The 13116-nt window shown below is 40.0% G+C and carries 14 protein-coding genes; all 14 read right to left on the minus strand.

Annotated features, from left to right (window positions below):
* Window positions 1-64: 64 nt before the first annotated feature.
* Window positions 65-598, minus strand: coding sequence for a TIGR01440 family protein (locus CIL03_RS12450; protein WP_094886254.1), 534 nt, complete (start codon window positions 596-598; stop codon window positions 65-67).
* A 55-nt stretch (window positions 599-653) separates the two neighbouring features.
* Window positions 654-1091, minus strand: coding sequence for a ribose 5-phosphate isomerase B (rpiB, locus tag CIL03_RS12455; RefSeq protein WP_094886187.1), 438 nt, complete (start codon window positions 1089-1091; stop codon window positions 654-656).
* A 36-nt stretch (window positions 1092-1127) separates the two neighbouring features.
* Window positions 1128-2417 carry a methyl-accepting chemotaxis protein gene (locus CIL03_RS12460; RefSeq protein WP_094886188.1) on the minus strand — a complete coding sequence of 430 codons (1290 nt, stop codon included), beginning with the start codon at window positions 2415-2417 and terminating at the stop codon, window positions 1128-1130.
* Between the two features lie 19 nt (window positions 2418-2436).
* On the minus strand, window positions 2437-3039 hold the full coding sequence (locus CIL03_RS12465) for a low molecular weight protein arginine phosphatase (RefSeq protein ID WP_094886189.1): 603 nt from the start codon (window positions 3037-3039) through the stop codon (window positions 2437-2439).
* Window positions 3040-3221: 182 nt separating this feature from the next.
* Window positions 3222-3773: a manganese efflux pump MntP gene (locus tag CIL03_RS12470; RefSeq protein ID WP_094886190.1), complete on the minus strand. Its 552-nt coding sequence runs from the start codon at window positions 3771-3773 to the stop codon at window positions 3222-3224.
* Between the two features lie 186 nt (window positions 3774-3959).
* Window positions 3960-4979 carry an L-threonylcarbamoyladenylate synthase gene (locus tag CIL03_RS12475; protein ID WP_094886191.1) on the minus strand — a complete coding sequence of 340 codons (1020 nt, stop codon included), beginning with the start codon at window positions 4977-4979 and terminating at the stop codon, window positions 3960-3962.
* 546 nt (window positions 4980-5525) lie between these two features.
* Window positions 5526-5927: a GNAT family N-acetyltransferase gene (locus CIL03_RS12480; protein ID WP_094886192.1), complete on the minus strand. Its 402-nt coding sequence runs from the start codon at window positions 5925-5927 to the stop codon at window positions 5526-5528.
* A gap of 68 nt (window positions 5928-5995) precedes the next feature.
* Window positions 5996-6601 (minus strand): stage II sporulation protein R, encoded by a 606-nt coding sequence (spoIIR, locus tag CIL03_RS12485; protein ID WP_094886193.1) that lies wholly within the window; start codon window positions 6599-6601, stop codon window positions 5996-5998.
* A 105-nt stretch (window positions 6602-6706) separates the two neighbouring features.
* Window positions 6707-7561 carry a peptide chain release factor N(5)-glutamine methyltransferase gene (gene prmC / locus CIL03_RS12490; RefSeq protein WP_094886194.1) on the minus strand — a complete coding sequence of 285 codons (855 nt, stop codon included), beginning with the start codon at window positions 7559-7561 and terminating at the stop codon, window positions 6707-6709.
* A gap of 1 nt (window position 7562) precedes the next feature.
* Window positions 7563-8633 carry a peptide chain release factor 1 gene (gene prfA / locus CIL03_RS12495; RefSeq protein ID WP_094886195.1) on the minus strand — a complete coding sequence of 357 codons (1071 nt, stop codon included), beginning with the start codon at window positions 8631-8633 and terminating at the stop codon, window positions 7563-7565.
* A gap of 250 nt (window positions 8634-8883) precedes the next feature.
* Window positions 8884-9504, minus strand: coding sequence for a thymidine kinase (locus tag CIL03_RS12500; RefSeq protein ID WP_094886196.1), 621 nt, complete (start codon window positions 9502-9504; stop codon window positions 8884-8886).
* A gap of 311 nt (window positions 9505-9815) precedes the next feature.
* Window positions 9816-10061, minus strand: coding sequence for a type B 50S ribosomal protein L31 (locus CIL03_RS12505; protein ID WP_094886197.1), 246 nt, complete (start codon window positions 10059-10061; stop codon window positions 9816-9818).
* Between the two features lie 263 nt (window positions 10062-10324).
* Window positions 10325-11605: a transcription termination factor Rho gene (rho, locus tag CIL03_RS12510; protein ID WP_094886198.1), complete on the minus strand. Its 1281-nt coding sequence runs from the start codon at window positions 11603-11605 to the stop codon at window positions 10325-10327.
* 533 nt (window positions 11606-12138) lie between these two features.
* Window positions 12139-13104 (minus strand): class II fructose-bisphosphatase, encoded by a 966-nt coding sequence (gene glpX, locus CIL03_RS12515; RefSeq protein WP_094886199.1) that lies wholly within the window; start codon window positions 13102-13104, stop codon window positions 12139-12141.
* Window positions 13105-13116 lie beyond the last annotated feature (12 nt).

A 13116-nucleotide genomic window follows, 5' to 3' on the forward strand; every position in this document is an offset into this window, starting at 1 on the left:
TAGCCCATAAGCTTGATTATCATGCTATGGCATTTTATCTACAGCTAATATTAGCTTGTATACTTCAGTAGTTTGCGCGGTGTCCGCCAATTAGTTTCGGGCGGGTTCTGGCAGCCGTAACCCTGGCACTTCCTATAGAGCACTGTTTGAAACGTAATGGTACTGCAACATGCTTTAAATGCATTCCTATCATTGTTTCACCAATATCCATTCCTGCCTGCACCTGGATTTTTTCAACAACAACAGGATTCTTCAAATGTTTATAAGCAAAGGATGCCATAGAACCACCTGCCGATGGCACTGGGACAACTGAAACTTCCTCAAGATTATATGCCTGCATAATTTCTTTTTCAGTAACCAATGCCCGGTTCAGGTGTTCGCAGCATTGAAAAGCAAGATGAATGCCTGTCCTTTGTACAAGCTTGTTTAATTCTTCAAAAATAACCGCAGCAATTTCCTCACTGCCAGAAGTTCCAATATGTTCTCCAGCGACCTCACTCGTGGAGCACCCAACAACAAACAGATCACCATTTTGCAAATGACTGCTTTCGACCCATTCATTGATAATCATTTCGGCATCTTGCTGTATCTTTTTCATTTCATCTGTCATAAAATCTCACCTGCCACTATCCATTTACTTATAAAATTTATTTTTATCCCTCGTACTCGGAAACTTTTCCAATTCGGTTTGCATGCCGGCCGCCGTCAAATTCTGTTTCAAGCCAGATTTTTGCTACTTCTCTAGCTAGCCCAGGGCCAACAACACGCTCACCCATTGCAAGCACGTTTGAATCATTATGCTGGCGAGTTAATTTCGCACTATATACGTCATGGGTTAATGCACAACGTATCCCTTTTACCTTGTTCGCAGCAATGGACATTCCTATACCAGTACCACAGATGAATATTCCTCGGTCAAATTCGCCTTTTGTAATACGTTCAGCTGCAGGTAAGGCATAATCTGGATAATCTACAGATGTTTCACAGCTGCAGCCTGTATCTTCATATTCAATACCCATTTCTTCCAATAAATTTTTCACTTCATTGCGGATAGTCATTCCTGCATGATCTCCTGTAATGATAACCTTCATCTACTGTGCACTCCTTTTTCTTGATGTATTAATCTATCAAACTTTAAATTGATTGATTTGCTTATTCAGACTCTGGGCTTGTTTTTCCAGTTCGTATGCAAGAGAATCCACTTTTTCAATCGTAGCAGCCTGCTCTTGTATAGAAGCATTCATTTCTTCTGCGCCTGCTGAAGTTTCTTCAGCAATTGCAGCAACTTCCTGTGACTGTCTTACTGTATCCTGTATAGACTCCAGCTGCCTGTTTACAAGGCTTGAAATTGTCTCAACCTCAGCAGCCACCTCATTTACTGAATCTGACATCTCTTCAATCGCAGCATTCGTTTTTTCACCATTCTGCGCCTCTTCCTTTGCATATAAAACATTCTCATTTATTTTATTTACTACTATATTCACGTCATCCTGAATGGCTGTTATCAAGTTTGAAATCTGCTGGACAGCCCCGGCACTTTCATCTGCCAGCTTTCGAATTTCCTCTGCCACTACCGCAAAGCCTCTGCCATGCTCCCCTGCACGTGCTGCTTCAATCGATGCATTCAGTGCAAGCAAATTCGTCTGCTGCGCAATTTCTCCTACCATTGTAATGACCGATTCCACTTGAAGTGCATTTTGTTTTAAATGATCAACATCCTTTAATGAAAGCTCCTGATCATCTGCCAGCTTCTGAATACCTCTTACTAATTGATTTACCACATCTTTGCCGATATTTATCGTATCAAGCATTGCAATGGATTTCTCTTTTGACCGTACTGCCTTATGCTGTACCTCTTCAGCAAGTAATGTTGCAGCTTCAACAGCTTCTGAAGTATATTGAATTGCCTCGGATGAGCTTTCTGCACCTCTGGAAATATCATCAATCGATGCACTGATCAGGGAGGAGTGCTGTGAAACCTGTTTCGATACCGCTTTCATGTCAATTATCGATGTATTTGTGTTTTCAAAGTGCCTGTCTATATTATGCACCATATTGGTTAAATTTTTAAGCATTGTATCAAAGGCAATTGCAAGAGCTCTTATCTCGTCATCTGATTTAGAAATTTCAACCGTCTGATTCAGATTGCCTTGTGCAGCCTCTGATGCCGCAATTTCCAGTTTTTCCAGCGGTTTTGTAATCATTCGCGCAGCAAAAAATGCCAGTACACCCGACCAGATGATCCCAAGAATTAATGTAATAATGGTAAACAGCTGCATAGAAATTTGCCAGAATTCCTGAATATAATCAAAAACAAAATACAAAAACAAAGCACTGGCTGTGTATGTAATAAGGGCCAAAATTGTTGCAAAAAGCACGAGTTTCAGCCTTAGACTAAACCGGTATTTTTTCTCCATTTCCGTTTCCCCCGACTGCTTATTTAATTTTTTTCTGCAGCAAATCGATATATTTATCCAGTTCTGCCAGCGTTTCCTGATAGATTCTTAGCTCTCCGCCAAATGGATCTGAAATATCATAATTGATGAGATTGGCTTCTAGACGCTTTATATGCTCTATATCATCTTTCATATGCTCTGCAAGCTTCTGATCGAGCAGAACATTATCCAGATTGTGCTGGTTTTCCTGAATAAACAATGATCTTTTTTCTTCATAATCTGCATAGGCTTTTTTAAGTTCATTCCATACTTCTTTATCGGCTTCGGAAACGAATTCTTTAAGGGTGAAATATTTATTCTGGAAATTAGGGTATTCCAAGATAAGTGACTGTTTGTGCTGCGTTGTCATTGTTAAAACTTTATCTGCCCAGTGGAGCAATTTATCTGTTACTGGTTGGGATAGATGGTCCATTGTTATATTATATTCTTTTAGTGCCTCTAGTGCATTTTGATTGGCCCGCTGATTTTTCCCAGCAAAAATTCCTGCTGACTGAACTTCTGCATCTGGCATTCTTTCCTTCAGCAAAGCTTCAGCCATTGGACTGCGGCATGTATTTCCTGTACAGACAAACAATATTTTCATAAATGAACCTCCAACTTATAACTATATATATAATATATCATATATTGCGTTAAACGTGTTAGGAGAACTGGTAATGATATTGCAGAAGAATAATCGGTTTTGTGGAGGATTTCAGAAGCCTTGATTGATTAAAAAACACAGCAAAAAAGCTGAAATTTTAAAATGCAAAATACCAGCTTTATTTAGCCAAATAGTATATTCAAGCCAAATCCACATAGGATGCTCCCACCCAGAATCTCGCTATAAGCACCTATTAAACCATGAACCTTTCTCCCTATCAGCATACCGCCCCAGGCTAGAATCATACTTGCGAGACCAAACATGAAAAGGGCGAGTGCCGTTTTCACACCAGATATCCCAAGGCTTAATCCGACGGAAAAGCTGTCAATGCTGACACTGAATGCGAGAATAAACAACCCAATTCCTATAGGTTGAATCAGTCTTTTCTTTTGATTGTTAAATACAGAGAAGAACATTTGTGCACCAATACCAAATAACAAAAGTCCGCCGACCAGGGTTGCGTAGTTGCCAATCTGTCCGGAAATCACATGTCCCAGGACAATTCCAATAAATGGCATAAGTATATGAAATAATCCAATTACAATACCAATTAATGCGATATGCTTCAGTCTAAACCGCTGCATCCCCATGCCAAGACTAATGGAAAATGCGTCTAACCCCAATGCGAATGCTAAAAATAATAATGAGATAAATTCGCCAATATACACAGACATCCATCAACCTCCTCAGGGGACATGCCTTATACACTATATGTAAGTCCAAAAGGAAATATGATGTGTCTGAGTCTGGAATTTTGCTGCTGCCTGCTGGAAAATTACGATTACTTTTGCAGGCACATTAACCACACAAAAAAATGCCCCATCATCTGATGAGACAAATTCCTTATTAACAAGACTTTTTCACTTGATTTCACTTGCTGCTTTTCTCAGACGGTTCATAACGGCCTGACCTATTCCTTCTTCCGGAAAAGACTCACATAAAATAATATCTACATCCCCCTGTTTAAATCGCCGCAATGCATCGTAAAGGTTGGCGGTAACCTCATTCATATTTTCCCCCAGGGAGATAATTTCGTCAGCATTTAGAAGAGCAGATGTGTCTGCAGCTGCAATCACACCAACCTTATGATTTTTTATATGTTCCTGATCAATGTGCGACTGAATTCTAACAGCATCTCCTTCTATTAACCAGAGTGGAACTTCAGGTGAATAATGTGTATACTTCATTCCCGGAGATTTCGGTTTTTCATCCTTATTTGCCAGGGCGGGATCCACCATTGTCGTTCCAATGACTTCTTCCAATTGCTCTTTCGTTATTCCACCAGGTCTGAGGATAATCGGGATATCCTGTGTACAATCAATCACTGTTGATTCCACTCCAACCCCAGTAGGCCCTGCATCAAGCAATCCGGCAATTTTACCATTTAAATCTGTCCACACATGTTCTCCTGTGGTCGGACTCGGTTTTCCGGAAATATTGGCACTTGGTGCTGCTAATGGAATATTACAGTATTTCAGTAATGCTTGAGCTACTGGATGATCCGGTATTCGTATTCCAATTGTGGACAAACCTGCTGTAACATTTTCTGCACAGGCTCCATTACTTGGCAGAACAAAGGTTAAAGGGCCAGGTGTGAAAATATCGATTAGTTTGTCCACATAAACAGGCAAATTATCCACAAGCTGAAGCAATTGCTGTTTTGTGGCTACATGGGCTATCAATGGGTTATCCTGGGGCCTGCCCTTTGCTTTGAAAATTTTCGCGACAGCTTCCTTATTGGTTGCATCCGCTCCCAAACCATATACCGTTTCTGTTGGAAATGCAACGGTTGATCCGTTTAACAGCAACTCTGCAGCCTCTTCCAGTGCCAGTTTATTGTAAGATGTATCATTCGTTAACTTCCATCGTTTCGTAGTCATGATTGCCGTTACCTCTTTTCTATCTTACATTTTAGAGGATATTTTTCTTTTACGCAAAGACTCTTGCCGTAAATTTAGTTAGCTGCGTGCCAACGTAGTTTGACATATTGGGAGATAACTTGGCGTGATCGTTGATTCGCTGCTCCATGAATCTATGAAGATCTTGCTACTATGTTTCCTTTTTAGGATATTTCATCCTGTTTCGTCACATAGAACATCTCTGTGGTTTAGCCCTCTACATGTACGATTATGTGGCTTTTCCCAAAATCCCCAACTTTTCTACTGTAGATTTTTACTGTTAATGTGGTCGTTATTTACGTCAACTGCGACTTAATATTTTATCATGTTAATAACATTTTTATAAAATGACCTTTTAAAAAGTAAACAAGGAACTCCCCTGCGTCGTACTGCCATTTTAAACGGCAATTAGACAGAAGAAGTTCCCCCATAATAAATTTACCAACAATATTATTCACAGATATGCTTGTTTATTAACAGTTTTCCAACAAGTTATGCACAGGGCGTTGTGGATAATGTGCATATCTTTTATGAAACGTGGTATGCCCACCAGCTTCCTTTATCAACATTATACTTATCCACGAATACATTCTCTTTTTGTGGATGAAATTGCAATGCTTCCAATAATATATTCACAACGGGCTGATGGCTGTGCACATATACCCGTTTTGCCTGCTGTTGTTTCGCCAATGTCAATATAGATTCGAGAAGTACCGGGAGTTTGCCTGCTTCAGACTGTGTGATGTACAGCTGTTTTAACCAATAAATCCCTTCCTCCATTGCTTCTAAAATAAAGCATCCCTCAATTTGTTCATTGATTTCCACAACATAACCAGTCTGCAAGAGGCTGTCTTTAACAACACTCGAATTCTTTTCCAAGAATAGATTGATTTTAACTTCGGAAACACCAGATGCCGGAATCAGTTTCATATTTTTCCACCTCTATTATTGTTTTGATAGTTTCGCTTTTCTATCATCCTATGCAGAAACTACTGGAACTATAACCAATCAAACCATTCAAATAGAAAGAATTTCACTTCAGCTTCCTCAGCCTCTTCTTCTTCCACTTCAACCTGCTCATCTGTTTCTGCAGCAGCAACTGTCGTTCCATTTGAAAAGTCCAAAAAGCATAATGGAGGAAATAATACACACCACCAATTGGCACCTTTTCCTTCCCCAATCGTTATTAATACAGCTTCATACTCACCCGCTGGATACAAATACGAACCATAGAGCTTAGTTGGAAACGTTACATTTTTCCCATACTCCACTTCAAAGTCATTATCTTTATTTTCTTCCTGCAATGTGGCTGCTACAATCATTTCAATTTCTGGAATCCTTGTCTCTATCAGCTTTCTTGCTTCATTAATGTCTGTAATGTCAGCGACCCATTCTGTTATTTCTTCATTAACCTGGTCACGCACCAGACGTTTAAGCTGCTGATCAGCTTCATTGTCACTGTTTGCCAGAATCCGAAGTCTGATCGCATCATCTGGAATAACCTGATATTCTTCTCCAGCATCAAGATTTTGACTTACACCCTGTTTAGGCAAAATAATAAAAAATAATAGAAATATAAATGCAAAAAATACTAGTTTCTTCATCATCACGTTCCCCTTCCCTCTGATTTATGATCAGTATGGACAGGGCATGATAAATTTAAACTAGTATTCTATAATAATATTATTTTGCTGTGGATAAGTGATGATTTATTTTAATTTGGCAAAAACAATTCGATCTTTTTGATTAATATCCTGAATGATCTGTACTGCAGTTTCAGGATAGGCTCTTTTTATAAGTTCACTAACAGACTCTCCCTGCAGGTACCCTATTTCAAATGCAAGAGCTGACTCTGGTTTTGTAATTTTCGTTGACTGTGTGATTATCTTTTTATACGCAGCCAATCCCTCTTCTTCCGCAAACAATGCCAGCTCAGGATCAAAATTTATTACTGTATCAGACATGGCTGCTTTTTCTGAACTTGCAATATAGGGAGGATTTGAAACAATTATATCTGTCTCTATATGTTTATTTATTAATGGTCCCAGAAAATCACCCCGTAAAAAAGTTACATCTGCCTGCAGCTGCTCAGCATTTTTTTTTGCTGTTTTCAATGCATCCTCAGAGATATCCGTGGCATATACCTTCGCATTTGGCAGTTCCTGCGCAAGTGTTATCGCAATTATCCCGCTGCCTGCTCCTATATCGGCAATAACTGGCTGTTTTACCTTTGAATTCTTAGCCACTTTTATCACTTGCTGGACGAGCTCTTCTGTTTCGGGTCTTGGAATCAGGACATGTTTGTTTACAGAAAATGCTCGCCCGTAAAACACTTCATATCCCATCAAATGCTGTACAGGAATCCCTGTTATTGCATGGTTTTCGATATCTGCCTGATATTTCTTCGTAATGGCCTCAGGGATAGCCTCCTGCATATTCATATAAAACTCGGAGCGTGTTGCCTGTAAATGATGCTGAAGCAGAATTTCAGCAACACGGGATTCACGATTATATTTTTCTAAAAAAAGAGAAGCCCACTTCAGGACTTCATATTGTTTTTTCATATTATTCACCGATCTGTTCGAGTTTCTTTGTTTGTTCTTCTACAAGTAATGCATCAATAAATTCATCCAATTTACCCTGCAAAATCTGATCAAGCTTTTGAATAGTCAAACCGATACGATGATCTGTCACACGGTTTTGCGGGAAATTATAAGTACGAATCCGCTCTGAGCGATCTCCGGTCCCTACCGCGGATTTTCTGGTTTCATCATATTCTGCCTGTGCTTCCTGCTGGTATTTATCATAAATACGCGCGCGAAGCACCTTCATTGCTTTCTCTTTATTTTTTATTTGTGATTTTTCATCCTGAATGGAAACAACAATCCCAGTTGGTTCATGAGTCAGGCGAACAGCTGACATCGTAGTATTAACACTTTGGCCACCAGGACCACTTGAAGCAAATGTGTCCACACGGATATCCTTTTCATGGATATCAATCTCAACTTCTTCGGCTTCCGGAAGTACAGCAACTGTTGCCGTTGATGTATGAATACGGCCGCCAGATTCTGTTTCAGGAACACGCTGCACGCGGTGTGCGCCATTTTCATATTTCAATTTGGAGTATGCGCCATTTCCATTAATCATAAAAATAATCTCTTTATAGCCACCAACTCCTGTTGAATGTGCCTCCATTATATCTGTCTTCCATCCCTGGTTTTCCGCATATCGGCTGTACATCCGGTATAAATCACCCGCAAATAATGCAGCTTCATCACCGCCTGCTGCACCGCGAATTTCCATAAATACGTTTTTATCATCATTTGGATCCTTTGGCAGAAGCAGTATTTTCATTTTAGCTTCCAGGTCTTCCTTGCTTTGGGAAAGCTCAGATATCTCTGCTTTTACCATCTCATACATATCATCATCCAAATTATCCTCAAGCATTTCCTTCGCATCTTTTAATTGTGCATTTACATCCTTATATTCGCGGTATTCCTGCACGACATCCTCCAGGCCTGACTGTTCCTTTGAATACTCACGAAGTTTATTTGTATCACTAATTATTTCAGGATCACTTAGCATCTCATTTAATTTATTGTAACGATCTTCCAATGTTTGTAAACGATCTAACATCACGACCACCTCTTTCTCGATTAACAGTATAATTATAGTATACTCAGGTAGGCAGGTCAAAATTATTTCTGTTGTGGGGTGATGCAGGTGAGGTTGTTTGCAGGATAGAAGCCGGTCAGTCTAGTTGGTTTTTCATTCGGTCTAAATCGCTAATTGAATGATCTAATCTCTGGTCGTCGAGTCAAATACCCACAATCCACTCCCATATATTCCACTTCATACACAACAAAAAAAGTGCCCTGCTGGCACTTTATTTTGTCACTTTTGCAAACCCTGCTGCTGCTTTTTCACTGGGTTTGTTTGGAACTTCATGGTGATGACGGCATCTTGGCTCATAGGATTCAGATGCTCCAACAAGGATTACCGGATCATCATAGGAAGCCGGGCTGCCATTGATTAAACGCTGGGTTCTACTGGCTGGAGATCCGCATACCGGACAAATTGCGTTAAGTTTTGTTACTGCTTCACTAAGTGCCATTAATTTTGGCATTGGCCCAAATGGTTCGCCACGGAAGTCGGTATCCAGTCCTGCTGCAACTACACGGATGCCCTTATCGGCTAATTTTTCAGCAGCCTCCACAATGTTCTCATCAAAAAACTGGACTTCGTCAATTCCAACAATATCGACATTCTCAACAATCTGCTTGAAAATATCATCAGAGCTATCTACTGGAATTGCAACAGTTGAGGTGCCATTATGTGATACAACGGATGCATCATCATATCTGTCATCAATTGCCGGTTTAAATACCTGCACTCTTAAATTTGCATAGGTTGCCCGGCGAACACGGCGAATCAATTCCTCTGATTTTCCCGAAAACATACTGCCGCAAATTACTTCCACCCAACCACTTTGTTTCATCACGTACATGACCAGGGATCTCCCTTCAACGTTGTTTTATCCTAAGTATATAGCTTAGTTTACCACTAATCTCGTGAAAACTAACTTAAAATTTTATGTTTTATCCAGTAAAAAAACAGGCAACGTTTAGACATTTTGCCTGTTTTTACTGATTGTTTTAATCTGGCCGGGCTTCTTAAGCAGTCGCCTCAGCACTTTATCAATCCGACTTCGGCTCCTAGAAGCTGCCGTCATAAGCAATTGACACTCTAAGAGCGGAAAACCACGCTCTTTCCGGCCCCTTGCTTATGCGTCCGCATCTAAGCAGTCGCCTCAGCACTTTATTTCATATTATATTTTTTCTTGAATCGGTCTACACGGCCGCCGACTCTGTCTGCTTTTTGTTTACCAGTGTAGAATGGGTGTGAATCTGAGCTGATTTCAACTTTAATTAATGGGTATGTGTTTCCATCTTCCCATTCAATTGTTTCATCAGAATTTTTTGTTGATCCACTCAAGAATTTGAAATCTGAGCTTGTATCAAGAAAAACTACTTTTCTGTATTCCGGATGCATATCCTTTTGCATGTCTTTCCACTCCTTTTTGCCCTGAGTCCCTTGGAAACAGAGTTATTGTAAGAGCCGTCATAGGTGCTATACCTTATCTAAACTCACATAAAGAGATTATAACAGTCTGCTGTTTTGATTGCAATAGCATGGAGCTAAAAAATATTTCCAATCCTATGATGCTCTTTGGCTTCCGCAATGGGAATATACTTCGCCTTTTGCGGGCGGCTGGTGAAACTTTTATTGAATAAATAAAATTCTTTAAGAAAAGTTATCAAAAAAACTTACCTTTTAATCCCTTTTCGCTTCATCTCTTCATCCATTAACTGGAAGAACTCCTCATTCGTTTCGGAAGATTTTAACCGCCTTAGGAAACGATCGAGGAAATCGTGGGAATCCTGCATTGTTTTGCGGATGGCCCAAATTTTATCAAGATGTGATTTCGGAACGAGTAATTCTTCTTTCCGTGTACCGGAACGCAAAATATCGATTGCAGGGAAGATTCTTCGTTCTGCCAGACTGCGGTCAAGATGCAGTTCCATATTTCCTGTCCCCTTAAATTCTTCATAAATAACATCATCCATACGGGATCCTGTATCAACTAACGCAGTAGCCAGGATGGTAAAGCTTCCGCCTTCTTCGATGTTTCTCGCAGCACCGAAGAATCGCTTCGGGCGGTGGAATGCTGCAGGGTCAATACCACCTGAAAGTGTTCGGCCGCTAGGCGGGATTACAAGGTTATATGCCCGAGCCAGCCGTGTAATACTGTCCATCAGAACAATAACATCACGTTTATGCTCCACTAGCCGCATTGCTCTTTCTAATACAAGTTCGGAAACCTTTATATGACTTTCCGGAACTTCGTCAAAGGTTGAACTGACTACATCCACATCCGGATGAACAGACCGTTCAATATCTGTTACTTCTTCTGGTCTTTCATCAACTAAAAGAATTATCAGCTTTGCTTCCGGATGGTTTTTGGAAATGCTGTTGGCAATTTCCTTCAGCAGCATCGTTTTACCCGCTTTTGGCGGTGCAACAATTAGTCCACGCTGACCGAATCCAACTGGTGTCATTAAGTCAATAATTCTTGTTGATAGCTTTTTTTGTTCATTTTCCAAACGCATTAATCGATCTGGATATAAAGCTGTCAACGCCGGAAAGTGAACACGCTCTTTGGAGGTTTCAGGATCTTCGCCATTTACTGCATCCACGTGAAGCAATCCATAGTAGCGTTCATTTTCTTTAGGAGGACGGACTTTCCCGGAAACTTTGTCCCCATTTCGGAGATCAAACCGGCGAATTTGCGAAGCGGATATATAAATATCCTCAGCACTCGGAGAATAATTTATCGGTCTTAGAAAACCAAAACCTTCAGAAGGAATAATTTCCAAAACACCATCCATGAATAAAAATCCATCTTTTTCTGCCTGTGCTTTTAAAATAGCAAATATAAGTTCCTTTTTGGTTAACTTTGCATAATAGGATACTTTGTATTCTTTCGCCAGTGTATAGATATCCTTTAATGTTAATGTTTCTAAATGAGAGATTGTTAATGCTGCCATAAAATCACCACGCCTATTCATTTTTACATCTTTATCGTTATAGGTATTAATTTATGCCGAGTCTCATCTGTTTTTTTATAAAAAATTATTATCATGATGAGTGTTCCACTTCTTATTTTGCACTGATAGGAATGTATAACTTGTTTGGAAATCAGTATAAGTGCATAAGAAACGCTTCGAAGCATTGGCATCGCAGACGAAAAGTATTTTTCGTCGAACTAAGGCTTTCGCCATTAGGGCTCGGCGATAAGCCAAGTTTTCTAAAAAGGTCTTTCATTGAAGAAATGAAGGTTATTAGAAGCTAGATTAGAAGTTACGCGCTTGTATAAATCGTATAACCTAGAGTAGCCAATTTATACCTGTATTAAACATATTCCATCTTACCTTTTTCAGTTTGATTATTCAACTCTATTTTAAAATTTAAATGTTTAATAGAAAAGGAAGCCAAGCAAATTTCTGGCTTCCTTTTCTATTTTTTAGGAAGTTGTCAAGTTTACTCCCACAGTTAAAGAAGTTCCTCGCTGAATAAAGGATTACTTTATGACAAGATTTGGTTTTTTCACGAGACTGTGTTCTCCATCAATAAATCTGACAGTACCGCTTTTTGCTCGCATGACGACTGTCTGCGTTGTGGCTTTGGAACCCTTGAACTGGACCCCTTTGAGCAACTCACCATCAGTAACTCCTGTTGCAGCAAAAATCGCATCATCACCACTGCAGAAATCATCCATGTACAATACTTTATTTATATCAGATATCCCCATCTTCAAGCAGCGATCAGCTTCCTCATCATTGGACGGACTCAGTTTTCCCTGAATTTCACCGCCAAGACATTTTAAAGCTACGGCTGCCAGAACTCCTTCAGGTGCACCGCCACGGCCTAAAAGTAAATCTACACCAGTGTCGTCAAAAGCTGTATTAATCGCTGCTGCTACATCTCCATCCGGGATCAATTTAATTCTGGCTCCGGTTTCACGGATTTCAGCAATTAATTGCTTATGACGTGGACGATCCAATACACTGACAACAACATCTTCTATGTCTTTATTTTTAGCTTTTGCCACCGCCTTTAAATTCTCCAAAGTGGAAGCATTTATATCTACCTTGCCTACTGCTTCTGGGCCAACTGCAATTTTATCCATATACATATCGGGTGCATGCAATAGCGTGTTTTCATCTGCAATAGCAATTACGGCCAGCGCATTCCATGTCCCTTGAGCTACAATGTTTGTACCTTCCAATGGATCAACTGCCACATCTACACCTGGACCAGAACCAGTACCAAGTTTTTCTCCGATGTAAAGCATAGGAGCTTCATCCATTTCACCTTCACCGATAACTACAGTTCCCTGCATCGGGATGGTATCAAATACATAGCGCATTGCTGATGTTGCAGCATCATCGGCTTCTTCTTTTTTTCCTCTGCCCATCCATCTAGCAGATTTTAATGCTGCTGCCTCCGTTACGCGTACTAATTCCATTGATAAACTTCTTTCCATGGTCTCCCTCTC

This window comes from Virgibacillus indicus, from assembly GCF_002266285.1.
Lineage (GTDB): Bacteria > Bacillota > Bacilli > Bacillales > Amphibacillaceae > Virgibacillus_K > Virgibacillus_K indicus.

Excerpts from the sequence above, each read along its gene's own strand:
- prfA (WP_094886195.1), bottom strand. The coding sequence starts at position 8,633 with ATGTTAGATCGTTTACAAACATTGGAAGATCGTTACAATAAATTAAAT.
- glpX (WP_094886199.1), bottom strand. The coding sequence starts at position 13,104 with ATGGAAAGAAGTTTATCAATGGAATTAGTACGCGTAACGGAGGCAGCA.
- CIL03_RS12450 (WP_094886254.1), bottom strand. The coding sequence starts at position 598 with ATGAAAAAGATACAGCAAGATGCCGAAATGATTATCAATGAATGGGTC.
- rpiB (WP_094886187.1), bottom strand. The coding sequence starts at position 1,091 with ATGAAGGTTATCATTACAGGAGATCATGCAGGAATGACTATCCGCAAT.
- CIL03_RS12500 (WP_094886196.1), bottom strand. The coding sequence starts at position 9,504 with ATGTACGTGATGAAACAAAGTGGTTGGGTGGAAGTAATTTGCGGCAGT.
- spoIIR (WP_094886193.1), bottom strand. The coding sequence starts at position 6,601 with ATGAAGAAACTAGTATTTTTTGCATTTATATTTCTATTATTTTTTATT.
- CIL03_RS12505 (WP_094886197.1), bottom strand. The coding sequence starts at position 10,061 with ATGCAAAAGGATATGCATCCGGAATACAGAAAAGTAGTTTTTCTTGAT.
- CIL03_RS12480 (WP_094886192.1), bottom strand. The coding sequence starts at position 5,927 with ATGAAACTGATTCCGGCATCTGGTGTTTCCGAAGTTAAAATCAATCTA.
- CIL03_RS12475 (WP_094886191.1), bottom strand. The coding sequence starts at position 4,979 with ATGACTACGAAACGATGGAAGTTAACGAATGATACATCTTACAATAAA.
- CIL03_RS12460 (WP_094886188.1), bottom strand. The coding sequence starts at position 2,417 with ATGGAGAAAAAATACCGGTTTAGTCTAAGGCTGAAACTCGTGCTTTTT.
- prmC (WP_094886194.1), bottom strand. The coding sequence starts at position 7,561 with ATGAAAAAACAATATGAAGTCCTGAAGTGGGCTTCTCTTTTTTTAGAA.
- rho (WP_094886198.1), bottom strand. The coding sequence starts at position 11,605 with ATGGCAGCATTAACAATCTCTCATTTAGAAACATTAACATTAAAGGAT.
- CIL03_RS12470 (WP_094886190.1), bottom strand. The coding sequence starts at position 3,773 with ATGTCTGTGTATATTGGCGAATTTATCTCATTATTATTTTTAGCATTC.
- CIL03_RS12465 (WP_094886189.1), bottom strand. The coding sequence starts at position 3,039 with ATGAAAATATTGTTTGTCTGTACAGGAAATACATGCCGCAGTCCAATG.